This is a genomic window from Mesorhizobium qingshengii, from assembly GCF_027563465.1.
Lineage (GTDB): Bacteria > Pseudomonadota > Alphaproteobacteria > Rhizobiales > Rhizobiaceae > Mesorhizobium > Mesorhizobium qingshengii_A.
Genome location: NZ_JAPFQA010000001.1, coordinates 834,138 through 854,885 on the forward strand (window position 1 = coordinate 834,138; position 20,748 = coordinate 854,885).

21 protein-coding genes and 1 pseudogene are annotated in these 20,748 nt (G+C 63.2%); 11 read left to right on the top strand and 11 right to left on the bottom strand.

The window, feature by feature from the left end; genetic code table 11:
• Positions 1–164: 164 nt before the first annotated feature.
• Complete coding sequence (locus OOJ09_RS03870) at positions 165–401, top strand: acyl carrier protein (RefSeq protein WP_006203723.1); 237 nt, start codon at positions 165–167, stop codon at positions 399–401.
• Between the two features lie 34 nt (positions 402–435).
• A complete protein-coding gene (gene fabF, locus OOJ09_RS03875) occupies positions 436–1,698 on the top strand; it encodes a beta-ketoacyl-ACP synthase II (RefSeq protein WP_269903908.1) in 1,263 nt (420 codons plus the stop codon).
• Between the two features lie 8 nt (positions 1,699–1,706).
• On the opposite strand, the gene OOJ09_RS03880 is transcribed toward fabF, so the two are convergent.
• Positions 1,707–1,958 (bottom strand): hypothetical protein, encoded by a 252-nt coding sequence (locus OOJ09_RS03880; RefSeq protein WP_269903909.1) that lies wholly within the window; start codon positions 1,956–1,958, stop codon positions 1,707–1,709.
• Here OOJ09_RS03880 and mltG point away from each other — a divergent pair.
• From mltG to gmk, 3 genes are all read left to right on the top strand, one after another.
• Entirely contained in the window at positions 1,957–3,036 is a 1,080-nt protein-coding gene (mltG, locus tag OOJ09_RS03885; protein WP_269903910.1) for an endolytic transglycosylase MltG, read from the top strand. The two genes, OOJ09_RS03880 and mltG, sit on opposite strands and share 2 nt — an antisense overlap.
• Positions 3,037–3,194: 158 nt before the next feature.
• Positions 3,195–4,085 carry a YicC/YloC family endoribonuclease gene (locus OOJ09_RS03890; protein WP_269903911.1) on the top strand — a complete coding sequence of 297 codons (891 nt, stop codon included), beginning with the start codon at positions 3,195–3,197 and terminating at the stop codon, positions 4,083–4,085.
• Positions 4,086–4,088: 3 nt separating this feature from the next.
• On the top strand, positions 4,089–4,745 hold the full coding sequence (gmk, locus tag OOJ09_RS03895; protein ID WP_256749645.1) for a guanylate kinase: 657 nt from the start codon (positions 4,089–4,091) through the stop codon (positions 4,743–4,745).
• A 34-nt stretch (positions 4,746–4,779) separates the two neighbouring features.
• Here the strand turns inward: gmk and rsmA are convergent, their stop codons facing one another.
• The 7 genes and pseudogenes from rsmA to OOJ09_RS03930 all read right to left on the bottom strand — a co-directional run bounded on the left by rsmA (position 4,780) and on the right by OOJ09_RS03930 (position 12,692).
• Positions 4,780–5,619: a 16S rRNA (adenine(1518)-N(6)/adenine(1519)-N(6))-dimethyltransferase RsmA gene (gene rsmA, locus OOJ09_RS03900; protein ID WP_269904062.1), complete on the bottom strand. Its 840-nt coding sequence runs from the start codon at positions 5,617–5,619 to the stop codon at positions 4,780–4,782.
• A gap of 24 nt (positions 5,620–5,643) precedes the next feature.
• A pseudogene (gene pdxA, locus OOJ09_RS03905) lies at positions 5,644–6,657 on the bottom strand (4-hydroxythreonine-4-phosphate dehydrogenase PdxA); the annotation flags it as partial.
• Between the two features lies 1 nt (position 6,658).
• The gene (locus OOJ09_RS03910) at positions 6,659–7,588 is read right to left on the bottom strand and encodes a peptidylprolyl isomerase (protein WP_269903912.1); all 930 of its coding nucleotides are present in this window, start codon (positions 7,586–7,588) and stop codon (positions 6,659–6,661) included.
• A 98-nt stretch (positions 7,589–7,686) separates the two neighbouring features.
• Positions 7,687–10,107, bottom strand: coding sequence for an LPS-assembly protein LptD (locus tag OOJ09_RS03915; RefSeq protein ID WP_269903913.1), 2,421 nt, complete (start codon positions 10,105–10,107; stop codon positions 7,687–7,689).
• Positions 10,107–11,192, bottom strand: a complete 1,086-nt coding sequence (lptG, locus tag OOJ09_RS03920) for an LPS export ABC transporter permease LptG (RefSeq protein WP_269904063.1) — start codon at positions 11,190–11,192, stop codon at positions 10,107–10,109. Before lptG ends, OOJ09_RS03915 begins: the two co-directional genes overlap by 1 nt.
• On the bottom strand, positions 11,189–12,391 hold the full coding sequence (lptF, locus tag OOJ09_RS03925) for an LPS export ABC transporter permease LptF (protein WP_269903914.1): 1,203 nt from the start codon (positions 12,389–12,391) through the stop codon (positions 11,189–11,191). Before lptF ends, lptG begins: the two co-directional genes overlap by 4 nt.
• Positions 12,378–12,692 carry a hypothetical protein gene (locus OOJ09_RS03930; RefSeq protein WP_269903915.1) on the bottom strand — a complete coding sequence of 105 codons (315 nt, stop codon included), beginning with the start codon at positions 12,690–12,692 and terminating at the stop codon, positions 12,378–12,380. Before OOJ09_RS03930 ends, lptF begins: the two co-directional genes overlap by 14 nt.
• A 68-nt stretch (positions 12,693–12,760) precedes the next feature.
• On the opposite strand from OOJ09_RS03930, the gene OOJ09_RS03935 reads away from it, so the two are divergent.
• The 5 genes from OOJ09_RS03935 (at position 12,761) to OOJ09_RS03955 (ending at position 17,095) form a co-directional block, all read left to right on the top strand.
• The gene (locus OOJ09_RS03935) at positions 12,761–14,257 is read left to right on the top strand and encodes a leucyl aminopeptidase (protein WP_269904064.1); all 1,497 of its coding nucleotides are present in this window, start codon (positions 12,761–12,763) and stop codon (positions 14,255–14,257) included.
• 29 nt (positions 14,258–14,286) lie between these two features.
• Complete coding sequence (locus tag OOJ09_RS03940; RefSeq protein WP_269903916.1) at positions 14,287–14,736, top strand: DNA polymerase III subunit chi; 450 nt, start codon at positions 14,287–14,289, stop codon at positions 14,734–14,736.
• A gap of 172 nt (positions 14,737–14,908) precedes the next feature.
• Positions 14,909–15,526, top strand: a complete 618-nt coding sequence (locus OOJ09_RS03945; RefSeq protein ID WP_269903917.1) for a hypothetical protein — start codon at positions 14,909–14,911, stop codon at positions 15,524–15,526.
• Positions 15,523–16,371, top strand: coding sequence for a 23S rRNA (adenine(2030)-N(6))-methyltransferase RlmJ (locus OOJ09_RS03950; RefSeq protein WP_269903918.1), 849 nt, complete (start codon positions 15,523–15,525; stop codon positions 16,369–16,371). The genes OOJ09_RS03945 and OOJ09_RS03950 overlap by 4 nt, the downstream gene beginning before the upstream one ends.
• A gap of 271 nt (positions 16,372–16,642) precedes the next feature.
• Entirely contained in the window at positions 16,643–17,095 is a 453-nt protein-coding gene (locus OOJ09_RS03955; RefSeq protein ID WP_269903919.1) for a hypothetical protein, read from the top strand.
• Between the two features lie 214 nt (positions 17,096–17,309).
• On the opposite strand, the gene OOJ09_RS03960 is transcribed toward OOJ09_RS03955, so the two are convergent.
• Both OOJ09_RS03960 and OOJ09_RS03965 read right to left on the bottom strand, forming a co-directional pair.
• Positions 17,310–17,621: a transcriptional regulator gene (locus tag OOJ09_RS03960; protein ID WP_269903920.1), complete on the bottom strand. Its 312-nt coding sequence runs from the start codon at positions 17,619–17,621 to the stop codon at positions 17,310–17,312.
• A gap of 546 nt (positions 17,622–18,167) precedes the next feature.
• Complete coding sequence (locus OOJ09_RS03965; RefSeq protein ID WP_269903921.1) at positions 18,168–18,638, bottom strand: hypothetical protein; 471 nt, start codon at positions 18,636–18,638, stop codon at positions 18,168–18,170.
• A gap of 448 nt (positions 18,639–19,086) precedes the next feature.
• Between OOJ09_RS03965 and OOJ09_RS03970 the strand changes: the two genes are divergently transcribed.
• Complete coding sequence (locus OOJ09_RS03970) at positions 19,087–19,683, top strand: glutathione S-transferase family protein (RefSeq protein WP_269903922.1); 597 nt, start codon at positions 19,087–19,089, stop codon at positions 19,681–19,683.
• Positions 19,684–19,761: 78 nt separating this feature from the next.
• On the opposite strand, the gene OOJ09_RS03975 is transcribed toward OOJ09_RS03970, so the two are convergent.
• The gene (locus OOJ09_RS03975) at positions 19,762–20,421 is read right to left on the bottom strand and encodes an outer membrane protein (protein ID WP_269903923.1); all 660 of its coding nucleotides are present in this window, start codon (positions 20,419–20,421) and stop codon (positions 19,762–19,764) included.
• Between the last annotated feature and the right edge of the window lie 327 nt (positions 20,422–20,748).

Here is a 20,748-nt window from a genome sequence, read left to right on the forward strand (position 1 = left end):
CCTTGGACCTGAGCCGATTTTCGTGTAATGCGGCCCGCAACCCGGCGGTTCGGGCAAAAACCGGTCCGTAGCCGTTGCGTTTCCGGCAGGACCATCTTTCAGCTTGATTAGCGGCATTCTGCCCGCTAACGAAGACAGACAAACAAAAGACGAGGATGCCCCAAATGAGTGACACCGCAGAGCGCGTCAAGAAGATCGTCATCGAGCACCTTGGCGTCGATGCCGACAAGGTGACGGAGCAGGCGAGCTTCATCGATGATCTGGGCGCCGACAGCCTCGACACGGTCGAACTCGTCATGGCGTTCGAAGAAGAATTCGGCGTCGAGATTCCCGACGACGCGGCCGAGACCATCCTGACCGTCGGCGATGCGGTGAAGTACATCGACAAGGCTTCGGCCTGACGCTTTCCGCAGTCGTCACCGGGGAGGACCTGCGATGAGGCGTGTCGTCGTCACGGGCCTTGGGTTGCTGTCGCCGTTCGGCATGGGCTTCGAGCACAGCTGGAAGGAACTTCTGACCGGCCGCAGCGCCGCCAAGCGCATCACCGAGTTCGAGGTGGAGGATCTTGCGTGCAAGATCGCCCACGTCGTTCCGCGTGGCGATGGCAGCAATGCCACCTTCAATCCCGAGGCCGTGCTCGAGCCGAAGGAATTGCGCAAGATCGGCGACTTCATCCTGTACGGGATTGCCGCCGCCGACGAGGCGCTGGCGGATTCCGGCTGGGAACCCAAGACGCATGCGGAGCAGTGCTCCACTGGCGTCCTGATCGGCTCCGGCATTGGCGGGATCGAGGGCATCGCCGAGAACGCGATGATCCTCAAGGAACGCGGCCCGCGCCGCATCAGCCCTTTCTTCATCCCAGGTCAGATCATCAATCTCGTCTCCGGTCAGGTTTCGATCCGGCACGGGCTGAAAGGCCCGAATCATGCCGTCGTCACCGCCTGCTCGACCGGCGCGCATGCGATTGGCGACGCTGCCCGGCTGATCATGTGGGGCGATGCCGACGTGATGGTCGCAGGTGGCGCCGAAGCGCCGGTGACGCGGCTGTCGATCGCCGGCTTCGCCGCGTGCCGGGCGCTGTCGACCGATCGCAATGATGCGCCGCAAACGGCGTCACGTCCCTACGACCGTGACCGCGACGGTTTCGTCATGGGCGAGGGCGCCGGTGTCGTCGTGCTGGAAGAATTGGAGCACGCCAAGGCGCGCGGCGCGAAGATTTACGCAGAGGTCACCGGTTACGGCCTCACTGGCGACGCCTATCACATCACCGCGCCCGCCGAAGACGGCGACGGCGCTTTCCGCTGCATGACGGCGGCATTGAACCGGGCCAAGCTGACGCCTGCCGATGTTGACTACATCAACGCGCATGGCACCTCGACCATGGCCGATACGATAGAACTCGGCGCCGTCGAGCGCCTGGTCGGCAATGCCGCTTCCAGGATTTCGATGTCGTCGACAAAGTCGTCCATCGGTCATCTCTTGGGGGCGGCGGGTGCCGCCGAAGCGATCTTTTCGATCCTCGCCATTCGCGACAACGTCGCACCGGCGACCATCAACCTCGACAACCCGGAGCGCCAAACCGCGATCGACCTGGTGCCGAACAAGCCGCGGGCCCGCCAGATCGACGTGGCGCTGTCCAATTCCTTCGGTTTTGGCGGCACCAATGCTTCGCTCGTCTTCCAGCGCTACAATGGCTGACCGTCCGACTACCGGGCGACGCTTTGGGGTGCCGTCAATTTTGCCATATTCGCCCCTACTCTGCCGCTGGGGATTCGTTGAGCAATCAAACGGTAGGGCAAGATGAACACAAATCCGGTGGGCAACGGAGAATTCGCGCAACGGCCGGCAACTGCCGGACCGATCGTACCGAAGACGGCCAGCGAGGCCTTGCGGCCGGAGGCAGGCACGCCGCCGCCGAAGCGCTCGCGTGCTTCACGCAGCCAGGTTGTGGTGTTCATGAACTTCGTCATCTCCTCGGTGATGCTGATGGTTCTGGTTGCGGGCGTCGCGCTCTATTTGGGCAAGCAGGCGTTCACCGAGCCCGGCCCCTCGGCCAATGGCGACACGTTCCTGGTCAAGCCGAACACCGGCGTCCAGGATATTGCCGACCAGCTCGAGCGCCGCGGACTGATCAGCGACGCCAGGATATTCCGCCTTGGCGTGCGTGCCTTCGGCAATGATTCGGCGCTGAAGGCCGGTGAATACGAGATCAAGCCCAAGGCTTCCATGCGCGACATCATGGAGCTTTTGAAGAGCGGCAAGTCGGTGATGTATTCGCTGACCATTCCAGAAGGGCTGACGGTCGAACAGGCCCTGCAGCGCATCGCCGACGAGACCGCGTTGAGCGGCGACATGCCGGCGACCACTCTTCCCGAGGGCAGTCTCGCCACCGACACGCTGCGCTTCACGCGCGGCGCGACTCGCCAGCAGATGATCGACAAGTTGCTGGCGGATCAGAAGAAGCTGGTCGAGGATGTCTGGCAGCGACGCGCTCCGGATCTGCCACTGGCCAACATCGAAGAGTTCGTTACGCTGGCCTCGATCGTCGAAAAGGAAACGGGCAAGGGTGACGAGCGTTCGCGGGTTGCCGCCGTCTTCCTGAACAGGTTGGCCAAGGGCATGCGCCTGCAGTCCGATCCAACCATCATCTATGGCCTGTTCGGCGGCAAGGGCAAACCCGCGGACCGACCGATCTACCAGTCGGATATCCAGAAACCGACCCCCTACAACACTTATGTGATCAACGGCCTGCCGCCGACACCCATCGCCAATCCGGGTCGCGCGGCACTGGAGGCGGTCGCCAATCCGTCGAAGACCGAAGACCTTTATTTCGTTGCCGACGGCACCGGCGGGCACGTCTTTGCAGCCACACTGGACGAGCACAATGAGAACGTCGCCCGCTATCGCGCATTGCAGAAGAAACAGGCCGATGACGCCGCCAAGGCGGCCGCCGGCACCGGCACCAGCGACGGCAATGCCGTCAAGCCGGCTGACGGTGGCGACGACAGCGGCGGCGATGCGGGCGCTGCCCAGTAGGAAGAAGAAAGGCGTTGCCCGAAAGGCGACGCCCTGACATTTGGAAGAGCGCCGCGCGTCTGATTTCGACGCGCCAGCGGCGTGGTGATTTTCAAGCCGCACTTGCTCCTCTCCGGAAAGCCGGTTTCGGGGTGATGCGCCAGGGATTTGTGGGCGAAATGACTTTGCAGAGCATGACCGGTTTCGCACGTGCCGTCGCCGAGCATGACGGCACCTCGATCGCCTGGGAGGTCAAGTCCGTCAACGGCAAGAGCGTCGAGGTTCGGCTGCGGCTGCCGCAAGGTTTCGAACGGCTGGAACCAGCCGTCAGGCAGACGCTTCAGAAGCGTTTTGCGCGCGGCAATTTCCAGGCGACGCTGACCATCGGCCGTGCCGCCGGCGCGCAGGCGCAGCCGGTCGTCAACGAAGCCTTTCTGAAGGACCTGGCAGGGCTCGCCAAGCGCCTTCAGGAGCAGTTCGGCGCAGCCCCGGCGACGGCTGACGGGTTGCTTTCGCTGCGCGGGGTCCTCGACATTCCCGAAACTGTCGAAACCGAAGAGGTGCGGGGCGCGCTCGATGTCGCGATCATGGCCGCGCTCGAGGTGGCACTCAAAGGGCTGGAGCAGGCACGACAGGGCGAGGGTGCCGCGCTGGCATCGCTTCTGTCGGGCCATATCGACACGATCGAGGCGCTGACGCTGCGGGCCGAGGCGGATCCGTCACGCGAGACGGCGGCGATCCGTGAACGCATCGCCGAGCAGGTCAGGCTTCTGATGGACGCTTCCGCCAATCTGGACGCAAGCCGGTTGCATATGGAGGCGGCATTCCTGGCCACCAAGGCCGATATTCGCGAAGAGATCGATCGGCTGAAAACACATGTCGTATCTGGCCGGGCACTGCTTGGCGGCGGCGGCGCCGTCGGCCGCAAGCTCGATTTTCTGGCACAGGAATTTAACCGCGAATCGAATACGCTGTGCTCGAAGTCGAACGCCGCGGCCGTCACCGCGATCGGGTTGGAGTTGAAGGCCGTGGTCGACCAGTTCCGTGAACAAGTCCAGAATCTGGAGTAGCCGATGGTTGCCAAGGATTTGGGGTCCCGCATTCGCCGCCGGGGCTTGATGCTCGTTCTGTCGTCGCCATCAGGCGCCGGCAAGTCGACGATTGCGCGCAACCTCCTGGAAAGTGATTCCAGCCTGGAGCTGTCGGTCTCGGTCACCACCAGACCGCGCCGCGGCAGCGAGATCGAGGGTGTTCACTACCATTTCCGAACGATGCGCGAGTTCGAGCGGTTGCGCGATTCCGACGCCCTGCTCGAATGGGCGGAGGTGCACGGCAATTGCTACGCGACACCGCGCGAGCCGGCCGAACTGGCGTTGGCTCAAGGGCGCGACATGCTGTTCGATATCGACTGGCAGGGCGCACAGCAGCTCAAGGAGAAGATGCGCGCCGACATCGTCTCGATCTTCATCCTGCCGCCGTCGATGAAGGAATTGAAGGCGCGACTGAAGCGCCGCGCCGAGGACCAGGAAGCGGTGATCGAGACGCGGCTGAAGAATGCCCGCAACGAGATCGAGCACTGGAAGGAATATGATTTCGTCATCGTCAATGACGATCTCGACCGCGCCTTCGCCGAAGTGCGCGGCATCGTTGTCGCCGAGCGGCTGAGGCGTGACCGGCGGCCGGGTCTGTTTGATTTTGTCTCGGGGCTGTTGGACGAGAAGACGGACTGATCGGCTCCTTCTCCCTGTAATCGGGAGAACAGAGCTATACCGCATTGGTCAGCCGCACGAACTCCTCGACGCTGAGCGTTTCGGCGCGGCGTGTCGGATCGATGCCCGCGCGTTCGAGCAGGGCTTCGCCGCCGAGGCTTTTCACACTCTGCCGCAGCATCTTGCGGCGCTGGCCGAAGGCAGCTTCGGTGACGCGGCCGAGTTTTTTCACATCGGTAGGCAGGGGGCTCGCGCGCGGCTCCAGATGCACCACTGAAGAGGTGACCTTGGGCGGCGGCGTGAACGCCTGCGGCGGCACGTCAAAGGCGATCCTGGCCTGCGTGCGCCAGCCGGCCAGCACGCCAAGCCTGCCATAGGCATCGCTGCCGGGCATGGCGACGATGCGTTGGGCCACTTCGCGCTGGAACATCAATGTCATCGAGGCATAGAACGGCGGCCAGTCCGTGACGGTGAGCCACCGTACCAACAGCTCCGTGCCGATATTGTAGGGCAGGTTGGCGATGATCTTTACCGGGCCGCCGTCTCCAGCCGCTCCTTTGGCAAGTGCCGAGAAATCCGTCTTCAGCGCATCGCCGGAAACAACCTCCAGCCGGCCGGGATAATGATCCGACACTTCGGCAAGGGCAGCCAGGCAGCGCTCGTCACGTTCGATGGCGATGACGCGGCGCGCGCCGTTGGAGAGCAATGCGCGGGTCAGTCCGCCGGGGCCGGGACCGACCTCGATCACGGTCGCATCGGACAAGTCGCCGGCGGTGCGTGCGATCTTGCCGGTGAGGTTGAGGTCGAACAGGAAATTCTGGCCGAGCGCCTTCTTTGCCTGCAACCCATGGCGCTCGATCACCTCGCGCAGCGGCGGCAGCCCGTCCATGCTCATGCCCGCGGTCTCAAGCGGCAACCGCCTTGTGTTGGTGTCGGCCAGTTGGCGGGCAAGGCGCAGAGCCGCCATCAGGCTGTCGGGCCGCGCCACGCCCTTGCCGGCTATGTCGAAGGCGGTGCCATGGTCGGGCGAAGTGCGTATGAAGGGCAGGCCGAGCGTGACGTTGACGGCCTCGTCGAAGGCCAGCGCCTTGGCTGGGATCAGCGCCTGGTCATGATACATGCACAGCGCCACGTCGTATCCTGCTCGTGCCCGGGCGTGGAACAATGTGTCGGCCGGCAGGGGGCCGAAAGCGTCGATGCCTTCGGCACGCAGGATGTCGACCGCGGGGCGGACAATGCGCTCGTCCTCAAGGCCCATGGCGCCGCCTTCGCCGGCATGCGGATTGAGGCCGGCGATGGCAAGCCGTGGTCTGGCGATGCCGAAGCGGCTGGCAAGGTCGGCGGCGGTGATGCGCGCGGTCGCGACGATCAATTCGGTGGTCAGCGCCTTCGGCACCTCGGCCAGCGCGATGTGGATGGTGACGGGAACGGTGCGCAGATCGGGGCCCGCCAGCATCATCACCGGCATCGCCTCGACGCCGGTGTGTCGCGCGGCTAGGTGCGCCAGATATTCGGTGTGGCCGGGAAAGCGGAAGCCGGCATCGTAGAGCGGCTTCTTGGCGATGGGGCATGTGACGACGGCCGCCGCATCGCCGGCAAGGCAATCGGCGACGGCGCGGTCGATGGCCTCGATGGTTCCCGCCGCATTGGCCGGGTCCGGCTGGCCAGGGCTGTCAATGCTGCGGGCGGCCAGCGGAACGATCGGCAGCGCCTGGGCAAAGACTTGCGTTGCTTGCCCCGGCGTCGTTTCTACAAACGGTAGCGAAACGCCGAGGTGGCGCGCCCGGGAGGCGATCAGCGCCGGATCGGCAAGCAGATAGAAGGGAGGCAAGCCGGCGGCGCCGCGCGCCAGAAAGGCGGCGATCGCGATCTCCGGCCCGATACCGGACGGATCGCCGACGCTCAACGCGAGCGCAATCACCGCGCTGCCCACGTCAGCGCTTGACGATGCGGGCTTTCGCCTTCAGCTCGTCGACATATTTCTTGCTGAGCTCGTCGGCGTTCTTGTCGCCGCTGGAGCCCTCGCTCTGGAACACCATCTGGGCGACCTTGTCGTCGGATACTTCGCGCGACGAGCAGATGCCGATGAACTCGACGCCGCGTTCGGTCTCGCGCGTGACGGTGGCACCGCCGACCTTGGTTGCCTTGATTTGCTCGGCCCAGTCCGGCGGCAATTGCGGCGCCAGCACCCGGCCCAGATCGCGAACGGTGACGTCGATCAGGCCCTTGGCGAATTCGCGCGTCGTGTTGCAGCCGTTGAAGCGGGCACGCATGGCGTCGGCCTCGCGCTTGCGCTTGGCCAGCGTCGCGCTGCGTTCAGCGGCCGGCACGACGAAGATGACTTGCTGCAGCATGTACTCGGTGGCGCTCGGCTTGGAGCCGCCTTTTTCGAGCATCTTCTTGACAATGTCCTGTTCGCTGACAGCACCGGTGCCATCGCCGGACCGGTAACGTGCGCTCAGGGCCTGGTTCCAAGCCATCTGGGCGCGAATAAATTCCTTGAAGTGGTCTTTGCTGACGCCGGATTTCTCCATGACGCCGTCCAGCTGGCTGAGCTGCATCTTGTTGCTCGAGGCAAAGCGCTGGTAGGCAGCCTCGACCTGCGCGTCGCTGATCCGGATGCCAAGCCGCCGGGCCTCGGCCATACGCAGCGTCTGGTCGATCATTTCCTGGGCGGCGTCGCCCTTCTTGCGCTGCAGCTTCAAGAAGGCGGCGCGGTGTGCGATGTCGCCGGTGGTGACCGGAATGTCGTTGACGACATACTTGATCTCGCTGGCGAAAGCCGGCGGCGTCATCACGGTAATCGACACGGATGTCGCCGCCACAAGCAGCGCGAACCCTGCTGAAAAGAGGTACTTCCTCATCGTCGGTATCCCAATTTTATCCCGGTCCCGCCCAATTTTATCTTTTTCCGGGTGCGCGAATTCCGTGCCAGCCCTATGCGGCGAAACGATGTCGCCGATTACTGGATCGTATCGATGGCACTGGTCGACGAGCCGAAGTCGCCAAGGGTGCGGAAAGACAGGTTGAAGCCGATGCTCTGCGTCACCTCCCTGGTGTTCAGGTCGCGCGACTGCGAGTACGTCATCAGATAGGTGAAGCAGGAATCGTTGTACGCGAAGCCGACGCCGTCCTTGACCAGCAGGCTTTCCTGCAGATCATAGGTTCCGGTCCCGAAGACGCGCCAGTTCTCGGCAAGGTGCGTGGATGCGCCGAGCGTGACTTCATGACGGTCGGTTGTGAATCCATACAGGGGCTGGGCCTGGATGAAGGCGTATTTGGCGCTCAGCGACACCGGCAGGCCGGAATAGGCGGCCTTCACCTCGGCGCGTCGAATCTCGAAAGTCTGTTCGTCGAACCGGCCGCTGACCGAGGCCGCGAACCCGTTGGGGCTGTTGAAGCCAATCAGGCCGACATAGTCGGACTTGGTGGTTTGGAGGCCCGAATAGGCGCCGACATTGACCAGATCGGGCGCCGCGAAGGAGTTCTCGCCGCCAAGCTGATAGGACTGGCCGAAAATGGCGTTGGTGCCCCAGCCATTGATGTAGGAGCCGGAATAGCGCAGGCCGACATTGGCGCGCGAACCGCCTTCGACACGGTCGTACCCGGAGAACTTGTCGCGTTCGAACAAGGTGGTCGCATCGAAGACCATGCTCTGGGCGTCTTCGTTCGGCACGGCAAGACCGCCGACATATTGCTCGCTCGGGCGCACAAAGACCTGCGCCATCGGCTCGATAACATGGCTGGACCCGCTGGCCATGGAAAACAGCAGTGGCCAACGCATCTCAAGGCCGGCTGTCGCCATGTAACGTGCAAACGACGAGCGCATATCGTCCTGCTCACCCAGATTCGTCGCCATCTGGTTGATGGCGGCGAGCGAACCAGATGAAGCGTTGAGGTAGTCGACGTCGCCCTGCAGCGCCAGCAACGGCGTCAGCATCAGCCCGCCGTCGGTGACGAATGTCCGCTTCCATTCGGCCTCGGCGGTGAGACGTCCGGATTCGCCTTCAATGCCGCGGACACGCTGCGTGCCCGAAGCGGGCACGTAAGGCGTGAAATAGGCCTGATCGAGATCGTCGCGGCGGATGACCCGCGCGTTGACATTGAGCGACAGCTGGCCGCCGGCCACCGAGACGTCCGGGATATAGGCATAGTCGAGCGATGGCAGCACCCAGGGCTGCTGGCCGCTTCGCGCGGCGGGATTGTTGTTGAGCGTAGCCTCTTGCACCTCGAAGTGCATTGCGCGCACGTCGAAATAGTTGCGGCCGTTGAGCCCTGTCAGGTAGACCGACGATTGGTGGACGGCGGCATTGTACTTGTCGATGTTGTAGGTGTTCGAGAAGTTCTTGTCGGTCTGCAGCAGCACGTCCCAGCCGAAATTCCAGCGCGAATTGATCGCGAACTGGCCCTGGGTGCCCATCATGCCGCGGAATTTGTTCGGATCGCCCGCCGCGCCCGAATCGACGTTGTGGCCGGCGCTGTCGATGAAGGCATCGGGATCCCGCTGCTGAATCCCGGCGATCTTCAGACTGTACTCGCCATTGTTGAAACGCTGGCGCCATTCGGCCTCGCCGAGGAAGCCCTGCTTGGTGTAGCCACTGCCCGTCACGGTCAGGTCGTATGTCGGCGCGAGCGCGAGATAATAGGGAATCTTGACGCCGACGCCGAGGTCGCTTTTGTAGACGATGCTGGGGATCAGGAAGCCGCTCTTGCGCTTCACCGTCGGGTCGGCAATCTCGAACGCAGGCAGGTAGGCGAGCGGGAAGCCGAAGAATTCGAAATTCGCGTTCTCGAAGCGAACCGTCTTCTTCTCGCCGTTCCAGATGATCTTCCTGGCCTTGACACGCCAGGTCGGCGCTTTGTCTGGCTTGTCCTCGCACGGTTCGCAGGCGGTGTAGACGCCATTGTGGAACGTCGTCAGCACGCCGCCCATGCGCTCGGCGCTTTCGGCGGCGAAATAGGCCTTGTCGATGGTTTCGACACGCAACGCGTTGACGAAGCCGTCGGCAAAATCATCGGTGATGTCGATGTGCTCGGAATTGATCTTGGTGCCGTCGCTGTTGACGACTTCGACATTGCCGCTCGCGACCATCCGCTTGGTGTTGCGGTTGTATTCGACCCTCTGGGCGACAAGGCGATTGCCGCCATAGTCGATCTGCACGCCACCGACGGCGGTCACGGTCTGGTTGTCGTTGTTGTAGACCAGCGTGTCGGCCGCCAGCAGCATCTGCGAGCCGGACGGAACCTTGGTCGCCATGTCGCCAACGTCCTGCGCAAGCGCCGGCAGCGGGACACCGCAGGCAAGCAGGCACGCCAAGGCGCTCGCCGCATAAAGGCGCGCCAAACCGTCCTGCCTGTTGCTGGGCAAAAACGCCTCCCTCACTAGCCGTCTTCCTTGTATAGCAGGAAAGTCACCCCGAAGAACATAGCCACGACGACCGGCACCCAGGCGGCTACGACAGTCGGCACAAACCCCGCCACGCCGAATGCCTTCACCAGCACCGAAACGACATAAAGCAGAAACCCGGCGATGATGCCACCCAGAATCATCGTCGCTGACTGCCCCATCCTAGCAAATCGCATTGAAACTGTTGCCGCAATCAGCGTCATGGCGACGAGAAGGAACGGCAACGCCACCAGCGAATCAAACTGCATGGCAAAGGCATTTGCCTTGAGGCCGAAGGAGCGGGCAACCTCGATCTTTCCCGGCAGGTCATAGAACGGAATGGTTTCGGGGCGCGCCAGCCGTTCCTGCACGAATTCAGGCTTCAGGTTGGTCGCCACGCGATCGCTTGCCGATGGCTGGATGGTGCCGTTCTTGAAGGTCTTGACGTCCTGCAGTTCCCAATAGCCGTCGCGCAGGAAGGCGCGCGCCGCGTCCTTGCGCTCGACGATGTCGCCTTGCGGGTCGAGAATGAAAAATACGGCATCGGCCATCTCCAGTCCCTGGTTGAGGATGGCCCGCGCGCCGATGATGGTGTCCCCGGAACCGGTTTTCTGCCGAATCCACGGTGCGGCATCGGCCGAAACCGTGTTCGATTTGCCGGAGCGCAGCTGGGTCTCGATCTGCTCGGACCACGAGAAGGCGTGCGCGGCGAGCGGATTGATGATGCCAACCGACAGCACGCCGAACAGCAACGCTCCGATGCAGCATGGCAACAGGAATTGCCAGGCGGAAACGCCGGCGGAACGCGCGATGACCAGCTCATACCGTCGGTTGAGCGACACCAGCGTCGCCATCGCCGAGAAGAGACCGACGAACGGCACCGTCTGCAGCATGATCATCGGCATCCGGAGTGCTGAGATGGCCACGGCGGTCCCATAGGTGAAGCCGGGCAGGCCAGTCGTGCGGCCGGAAAGCTCGGTGAAATCGATCAGGAACACCAGCGCCAGCAGGCCGATGAAGAACCAGATGGTGATCGTCACATAGCGGAAGAAGAAATAGCGGCCCAGTGTCCAGCCCATCAGCTGACCCCTTGCCCTGAAGTGCCACGCGTGAACAAACGCAGTTTGATGGCATTCCAGCCATCACCGAAGCGGGTGGCGAAGTTTGTCATCCAGTCCGCCCAGGCCACCGGCAGTTCCATGGTCCGGTTGGAGACGATGAACCAGATCGCCACCGCGGACGCCACGATGGGCACGCCATAGACCATATAGGCGTATTGCGGGATTTCATCGGCCTTGCTGGCGGCAAAGAAGCCCAGCCAGCGCACGAACAGCGATATCGCGATGGCTGTGATCAGCGGGTTGACGCGCGCCTCGCGATGCGAGCGGGCGTCTCCGGCGACCGCGAGCGCGATGAGCGCGAAGACCATGGAATAGGTCCATTCCGAAAACCGCTGGTTGATCTCGGCTCGGTACTCGTTGGGGCGTTGCTGGAAATTCTTGTCGTTGGCGCTCGGGTTGAGCAGGTACTGGGTCGTCTGGTCCTTTGGCAGGAGCGTCACCTCCGAAGCCGCCGCCATGAAGGCCGACATGTCGAAGGCATAGGAGGTGAACCGGATGACCGAAAGGTCGCCGGTCAGTGTTTTGCGGTGGATGACGCCGTCATTCATCATCAACACCTTTTCGCCGCCGCGCTCGACGATGCTGCCGGTCTTGGCGTAGTAGACGAGGTTGACCCCTTCCTCACGTGAATCCGCGACGAAGATGCCGCCCAGGCGATTGTCGGGAAGCCGTTCGCCGATCTGCAGGAACAGTCCGTCCTCGATCTTGCGGAAGGTGCCTTCCTGGATGATCAGCGACAGCAGATCCGCGCGTGATGACGCCACCAAAGCGCGGTTCTTCTGCCGTGCATAAGGGTCGATGCCGTTGTCGACGGCAAAGGAAAAGACGCTGGCCGCCAGTGCCAGCAGCATGATCGGCCGCACGATCGTCCAGCGCGAGGCGCCTGAAGCGTTGACGACGGCGAGCTCCGAATCCGAATTCATGGCACTGAGTGTCTGCGCGACCGCCACCACCAGCGCGAAAGGCACGACGATCGGGATGATTGACGGAAGGATGAGCGCGGCGACCTCGAAGAAGGTCAGCGCCGACTGGCCGCTGTCGGTGACCAGGTCGATCTTTGCCAGCACCTGCGTCGTCCACACAATGGCCAGCGTCCACACAAGCGCTGCCATGAAGACGACGAAAGCGCGGCGCATGATGTAGCGTTCAATGACCTTCATGAAGGCTTTTCTCGATTTTTTCGAACGGCATCATGCCACCGCACAAGGGTAGCTGTCCGGCGGCGCCTGCACAACTGGCTCCATCAGATGGTCGATCCGGTTGCTGTCCCAGATCGCGCACCCGGTCGGCCGGAGTGTCGGTGGGAATGGATAAGAAAGGGAGAACATCGATGGTTAACAACAAGTTGCGGCAAGATGCGGGGCCGTGCCGCGACGAATCGCCATCGATTCCGTTGGTCATATGGGGTGCGAACTTGGCAAAGTCTTGCCAAATGCCGGAAAACGACCAAATGTCGCGCATCGCTTCAAACCGCTTCCCTCAAGCCAAGCCTTCCCGGCAAGCCACGCATTCCCCGAAAGCAGGACATGATGAATCAAAGACCGACGATCGCCTTCGCCAGATTTTCCGCACCCAGGAAGGGCAGCGTCTTCGTGCTGTCGGCGGATGAAGGCGGCCTGAGCGACGCCGCCAACGCTTGCGATCCCGGCAAGACGCTGGAGCGGGCCTTTCCGGTGGCGGAGTTCACGGGCAAGTTCGCCGGCGTGGTGGAAGTGCTGGCGCCCGAAGCAACCTCGCTCGACAGGCTTGTCGCCATCGGCGCCGGCAAGGTGTCGGGGCTCGACGACTATGCCTGGCTGAAGCTCGGTGGCACCATCGCCGCGTCGCTGCGCAAGTCGGCCGATGTGGCCGTGGTGCTCGATCTGGTTGGCGCCTCGCCGAGCGGCAAGGATGCGGCAAGCCTTGCCGCCGGCATTCTTCTGCGCAGCTATGCCTTCGACAAGTACAAGACGAGGAAGGACAAGGACGAGGGCAAGGCGGAGGCGAAGAAGCCGGTCAAGATAACCATCCAAACCGCCGATCCGGCCGCTGCGAAAAAGGCCTTCACCGATGCGGAGGCAGTGATCGACGGCGTGCTTCTGGCGCGCGACCTCGTCAACGAACCGGCAAACGTGCTGGGGCCGGTTGAGTTCGCCGCCCGCGCCAAGGAACTCGAGGCGCTCGGCGTCAAGGTCGAAATCCTCGCCGAGAAGGAGATGAAGAAGCTCGGCATGGGCTCGCTGCTTGGCGTTGCGCAAGGCTCGCCGCGCGGCGCCCGCATGGCGATCATGCAGTGGAACGGCGGCAAGCCGAAGGACAGCCCGGTCGCTTTCGTTGGCAAGGGCGTCACATTCGACACCGGTGGCAACTCGATGAAGCCGGCCTCGGGCATGGAAGACATGAAGGGCGACATGGGCGGCGCGGCAGCCGTCATCGGCCTGATGCATGCGTTGGCTGCCCGCAAGGCGAAGGCCAATATCGTCGGCATCATCGGACTGGTCGAAAACGCGGTCGACGGCCATGCCCAGCGCCCCGGCGATATCGTCACGTCGATGTCGGGCCAGACCATCGAGGTGCTCAACACCGACGCGGAAGGCCGCCTCGTTCTGGCCGATGCGCTGTGGTACTGCAGCGACCGTTTCCAGCCGAAATTCATGGTCAACCTGGCGACGCTGACCGGCGCCATCATGGTGGCGCTCGGCCAGCACTATGCCGGCCTGTTTTCCAACAATGACGACCTGGCGGAAAAGCTGACGGCGGCGGGTCAGGCAACGCAGGAGCGGCTGTGGCGCATGCCGCTCGGCACCGAATATGACAAGCTGATCGATTCCAAGAACGCCGACATGAAGAACATTGGCGGTCGCTATGGCGGCGCCATCATCGCGGCGCAATTCCTGCAGCGCTTCGTCAAGGATACGCCATGGGCGCATCTCGACATTGCCGGCACGGCGATGGGGTCGCCGTCGAACGAGATCAACCAGTCCTGGGGCTCGGGTTTCGGCGTCAGGCTGCTCGACCGGCTGGTGCGTGACAATTATGAACAATGAGCGGGGGTCAACCGGTATAGACTGAAGCGATGGCCGACGTCCTCTTCTACCATCTGACCGAATCAACGCTGGAAGATGCTCTGCCCGGCCTGCTGGAGCGCAGCATCGACCGTGGTTGGCGTGTCGTGGTGCAGACCGGCACCGAGGAGCGCCGCGACGCGCTCGACCAGCATCTGTGGACCTTTCGCGACGATTCGTTCCTCGCTCATGCGACGGATCGTGAGGCTTATCCCGGCGAACAGCCGATCCTGCTGACCACCGGCGACGGCAACCCGAACGAGGCAAGGATCCGCTTCCTGGTCGACGGCGCCATGCCGCCCGAGCTTGGCGGCTATGAGCGCGCCGTGTTCCTGTTCGACGGCCACGACGCCGCCCAGGTCGAGGCGGCCCGCGGGCACTGGAAGACGATGAAGGACGCTGGCCATGCGGTGACTTACTGGCAGCAGACGCCGGATCGCCGCTGGGAGCGCAAGGCGTAGGCAGACGGCAGCGGCGCTTCTTGACGTCAAGGGATTCGACAAGACATTCGGGCGGTCTCGACATACTGCTGGACAAGATGGAGTCTGCGCGTTGCGGGACGAAATGAAACCGCGCCACGGATCGATGCAAGCTGGTTGTCCGGCAGGGTGCGATTACAAGGTGACTTTCTGAATGCGCTTGCTGTTTGTCCTGATCCTGCTCGCCGGCGCTGGCATCGGTGTCATCTATCCCTGGGCGATGACCAATTTCTCCGGTCATGAGATCGGCGCCTGGCGGGTCTATGAGCAAGGCCGGTTCAAGCCGCTGACGGTGCCGCTCTCCGGCCGCGACGCGCCGGTGCGGGTGTTGGTCGACCTGACCGCCAGGGCCGAGCGCATCGTTTCGCAGCAGCGCACGGTGCTGACGCTGACCGCCGCAACCAATGGCCGAACGGTGCTCGCCTCGACGCTGCAGTTCAACCATTCCGACAATCCGCGCCAGGCCAGCCCGCAACTGCCCGACAAGATTTTTCGCGATGAGGCCGGCCTGATACCGGCCGTCAGTCCTGGTCCCTACACTTTCACCGTCGGCCCGGGCGACGCCGAAGACATCCCGATGCGGGCGGTCGACCTCATCCTGCGCTCCGGTGTCGGCGAGATCGACGGTCGCGCGCGGCCGGTCGGCTTTTCGCTGATGGCCGTCGGTCTGATCGGGCTGGTGCTGGCCATGCGCTTTGGTGGCCGCGGCGGCCGGCCGGAGAACCCGAACTCGCAGCCGCCGCCACCACGCTGGGTCAGGGGTTCCGCTTGAATTATCGCCACGCCTACCACGCCGGAAACTTTGCTGACGTCGTCAAGCATGTCGTGCTGACGCGGTTGCTCGAGTATCTGAAGCAGAAGGACAAGGCGTTTCGCGTCATCGACACTCATGCCGGCATCGGCCGCTACGATCTGTCGTCGGTCGAAGCGCAGAAGACCGGAGAGTGGCAAGGCGGCATCGGCCGGCTGGTCGACGCTTCGTTCGACGCGTCGGCGGCGGCGCTGCTTGCGCCCTATCTCGAGGCGGTTCGGTCGCTCAACCCTGATGGCGGCGTGAAGAGATATCCGGGCTCGCCGCTGATCGCGCGGCATCTCATGCGCAAGCAGGACCGGCTGTCGGCGATCGAGCTGCATCCCAAGGATGCCGCGAGGCTGAAGGCGGAATTCGGCGGCGATTTCCAGACAAGGGTGATGGAACTCGACGGCTGGCTGGCGCTCGGGGCGCATCTGCCGCCGAAGGAAAAGCGCGGCCTGGTGTTCATCGATCCGCCATTCGAGGAACCGGGCGAATTCGACCGCCTCGTCGACGGGCTCGAAAGGGCGCACAAGCGGTGGCCCGGCGGCATTTATGCGCTGTGGTATCCGATCAAGGACCGCAGGGCGATCATCGGCTTCAGAAAGGCGCTGAAGCAGTCCGGCATCCCCAAGCTGCTCGACATAGAATTCGAGATCAGGCCGTCTTCGACTGAACCAAGCCTCGACGGCAGCGGCATGGTGGTGGTCAACCCGCCATTTACGCTGGAAGGCGAGCTGCGAACCGTGCTGCCGGCGCTGCACAAATTGCTTGCCGTGGAAAAGCCGGCGCATTGGTCTCTCGACTGGCTGGCCGGCGAGTAGGGGCGCGGCGGCCATCATCGAAGCGAGGCAATGAAACGCCGGCGGGCGCGAAAAAGCCCGCGTTCCGGAAGCGGCGGGAAGGCGGGCTCTTTAGGGCCCAGGGCTTGCGCTCTCGTGGGGCCAGCTACCAACGTGCGGGAGCCATTCGGTTCCACGCAAGGCCTGGCTTGGACAAAAGCCGTTTCCGGCTGGGAAACCATCGTCGATGCAACCGCTTGACCGCCGCCAAGCGAATCCGCACAGTGCGCACAACCGACCTTGAGAGGCTGCCATGACTCGCTTCGCCAAATCCGCCCTTGCTGCCCTGATTTCGCTCTGCACCCCGCTTGCCGCGCCTCTCGGCGTCACCCAGTCCGTGCAGGCGGCCGACCTTGGCGTCTATTCCGATGATGATGGCGGCATCTGCGGCCAGACCTGGGTGCTCAACAAGATCACCAGCCGCTTCTCTTACCAGGTGCATCACGTGCCGCATCTGCCGAATGTGCAGATCACCGATTTCCACCGCATCCACCAACACCGCTATCTGCCGGCCAACGAGACCTGGCCGATCGGCCGCCGCTACTGCGGCGCCACCGTCAGCCTCTCCGACGGCCGCGACCGCACCATCTGGTACCTGATCGAGGAAGGGCAGGGCTTTGCCTCGATCGGCGACAATGTCGAGTTCTGCGTTTCGGGCTTCGACCGCTGGATGGTCTACAACGGCCGTTGCCGCGTCCTGCGCTGATCGCGTTTTTCCGTTCCCGATCCGTTTGCGCGCCCGCGGCTCGATAGGCCTCGGGCGCTTTTTTGTGCCGTGTTGACAGAGGATGCGATCTGTTTCGCCAGTCTGCTCCGAACGCCCAGGATAGTATGCCAGGTCAACCGTGCGGCGGGCGGTGTGATGATCGGCGCTGGCGTTGCCGTGGTTGTCACGCGCTGAGAGGCATCGCTGGTCGCCGCTATTTTCCGCGCGGCGCGGCCTCGGCCTGATCGAGAAGCTTGCGCAGAAAGGCAACGTGACCGCGGAACGCGCGCCGTCCGGCCGTCGTCGCCTTGACGCGCGTCTGCGGCCGGCGCCCGACGAACAGCTTTTCGACGTCGACATAGCCAACCCTTGCAAGCGTGTCGATATGTGCGCCGAGATTGCCGTCGGTGACGTTCACGATGGCCTTCAGCCGGGTGAACTCCAGCGCCTCTCGCCTTTCCAGCGTGTTCAGGGCGGCCATGATCCTGAGCCGCGTGCTCTGGTGGATGATTTCGTCGGCGCCCATCATTTGGCTCCGGCGCGGCGGGGCCGGAGACCGTCACCGACGAGGCCGCATCCATGGAGCCTCGCCTCGGCGATTTCGGGCAGCGACAACGCTTGCTCTTGTGCGATCGACATCGAAGCACTTCCGTATTTTGTTCAGAATACTCTGTCCTGTAGAGTTATCTGTCAATCCATTCACGAGTGGATGACGGGATCTCGCTTGACAAGGTGGTGGCGCGACCGGCCATCGCATTGCTCTCGTGATCTGTGTAGATCGTCCATTTGCACAAGACGATCATGTCGATAAGGCAGCAGGTCGTGATCCTCACGGTCGAAGATCAAGGCGCAAGGTGCTCGCTGATCTTCGGAGCTTCGCGGAGAGATCGGTCTGACAGGGTGCGGAGAATGTCGGTGGCGGACTGCCGGCAATAATCAAAGATCAGCAACGCATCTTTGCGACGGTCAGCATGATCGTGTGCCCTTCGTAACCAAAACTTAATCTGCAAAAATCAGTGTATTGCTTCGCTGGCTAGAGAGCCGCGAGTCAGATATGCATTGCCCGCCGAGGTCATTCACGGCCGTCGGCGTAACGCAAGGGGCATGATATGGCGAAGCAGTCGTCTAAGGCGCCGGCATCCAAGACACCGGCAAAAGCACCCGTGAAAGCAGCGACGGCGAAGGTCGCGGTGGCAGTGAAAAAAGCAGCGCCTGCGAAGGCAGCGGCGAAGCCGGCGGCTAAGGCCGCACCGGCCAAGAAGCCTGCAGCCAAAGCCGCGGCAAAACCGGCGGTGAAGAAGGCGGCGCCCGCGAAGGCAGCGGCGAAGCCGGCGGCCAAGGCCGCGCCGGCCAAGAAGCCCGCGGCCAAGGCAGCGGCGAAACCCGCGGCCAAGAAGGCAGCGCCCGCGAAAGCGGCGGCAAAGCCTGCCGCCAAGGCAGCGCCGGCCAAGAAAGCGGCAGCGGCGGCAACCAAGCCCGCCGTGAAAAAAGCCGCGGCGCCCAAGGCCAAGGCAGCACCGGCAAAGGCGAAGGCGCCGGCCAAGAAGTAGACCAGGTCTTGTTGGAGCGGTGCGTGTCCTGCTGGGCGCGCAGAGAACGCTCCAGCACTTGCGAGCGGCGCATGATCATTCTGGAAACCGGGACCGGTTTTCGGGCCATGCACGGGACGTGGGGGAAGGGAGTCAGGGCAGCAAAGCGAGGCGCCGGACAGGCTGCCTCGCTTGCTCGCACGGCTTAGGTTTCTTCGCGCCTGGTCGTGAAACGAATGCCCCGCCGCGAGGCCGGGGCCGCGAGAGATTGAGAAGCAGATCGGATGCTCCGCTCTGCTCCGGTTCTTCTCTCGCTCCGCGTGGATCGCGCATCTAGCCAGGTCACGATGGTCACGGCAGAAAACCGGCACGGGTTTCTGGCAGCTGGTTTTCTGTCGCCTGGCCATTGCGGGGGCTGCCGTTCCCGGTCGACAGTGCCGGTCGGCAAACAGGAATCCAACCATGCCCAGACTTCTCTACGCCTCTTCTTCACCCTACAGTTCCAAGGTACGCATGGCCGCGGTCTTGACCGGCATCGCCATCGAGGCGGTGCCGGTCAAGACCGACGATAAACCGGCAGTGCTGATCGAGGCCAATCCGCTCGGCAAGATCCCGGTGCTGGTGCTGGATGACGGCCGCTCGATCCATGACAGCCGCGCCATCATCCAGCACCTCAACCGGATTTCGAAGAACGCGCTGTTTCCGCGCAACCCCGACAAGCGGCTGGAGGCGGAAGTGCTGGAGGCGCTGGCCGACGGCATCTGTGACTGCGCGCTGTCGATGGTCTATGAGCGGCGCACGCGACCTGAGGAGATGGTCTATCAGCCGTGGCTCGACCGCCAATGGGCGAAGATCACGGCGGCACTCGACCTGCTCAACGCCAACCCGCCGAAGCTGCCGAAGAAGATTACCGCCGGCCAGATGGCATTGCGCGCCTGCCTTGGCTATCTCTCACTGCGCTTTGCCGGCAAATGGGAGAAGGGTCGCGCCCGACTGACGCGGTGGGCAGCGCGCTTCGACGAGAAGTTTCCCGAGCTGAAAGACTGCGTTCCCGGGTGACCGATCGCCGCCTGGGTGGTCGGACACAAAAAAAGCCGGGCGCGAGGCCCGGCTTTTTCGTGTCGTGGCTTGAACGACTTAGAACTTCATACCGACGCCGAAGGTGACGCGGTTGTCGGTTGCCTTGACGCTGCCAATGCCACCGCCGAAGTTCTTGCTGCCGAAGTCGGTGTAGCGATACTCGACGCGGCCGAACACATTGTCGGTCAGCTTGATGTCGGTGCCGACACCGGCGGTCCAGCCGATCATCGTAGCGGTGTCGCTGGCGGGAAGGACGGAGTCCTCCACTTTCAGGCTTCTGCCGGCGAGACCGCCGGTGCCGTAGAGCAGGATTTCCGGGGTCACGGCGTAGCCGAGACGGGCACGCAGCGAGCCTTCGAAGCCGCCTTTGGAGTGGATGCCATTGTCGTCACCCTTGACGCCGTTGTAGCCGAGTTCGGCTTCACCGCCGTAGACGAAGTTCTCCTGCTGCCACTGATAGCCGCCGAAGACACTGCCGACAAAACCCTTGGTGCTGGTCGAATCGCCGAAATCCCGTTCCTTGGTACGGCCGCTAAAGCCATAGCCGAGGTTGATACCGGCATAGGGGCCGGCCCAGGACGCCACAGGCAGTTCGGCAACCGGCGCGGGTGCCGGCGGCTCTTCGGAAACGACGTCCGCGGCATAGGCGGTTCCACCGAGGGCGAAGAGGCCCAGCGCAACGGCCAGCGGCCGTGCGAATTTAAGATTGGCTTGCATTGTTCTTTACTCCTTAAGCCACAGGACACAGGCTTGTTTCTCACGATCGCCATCAACCCGTCCGGGGGGTGAAACGGATCTGGCGTTCGTCGGTTCCAAATGTCGTGTCAAAATGCGGCTGAAGCGAACCTGAACTTGGGTCATTCCCCGGCGCGAATGAGGCGGAACCGTGACGTTGCATCTTCGCAACAGCGAAATGGCAGGAGTCACTTCATGCTGCGCTGCACACCGCTTGGTGCAAGGAGTCCAGCGCCCTATATTGCGCTCGGGCGGCTCCAAGTCCAACACGAGTCGGGACGTCAAATCGGCGGTTTCGCCACAATGCTG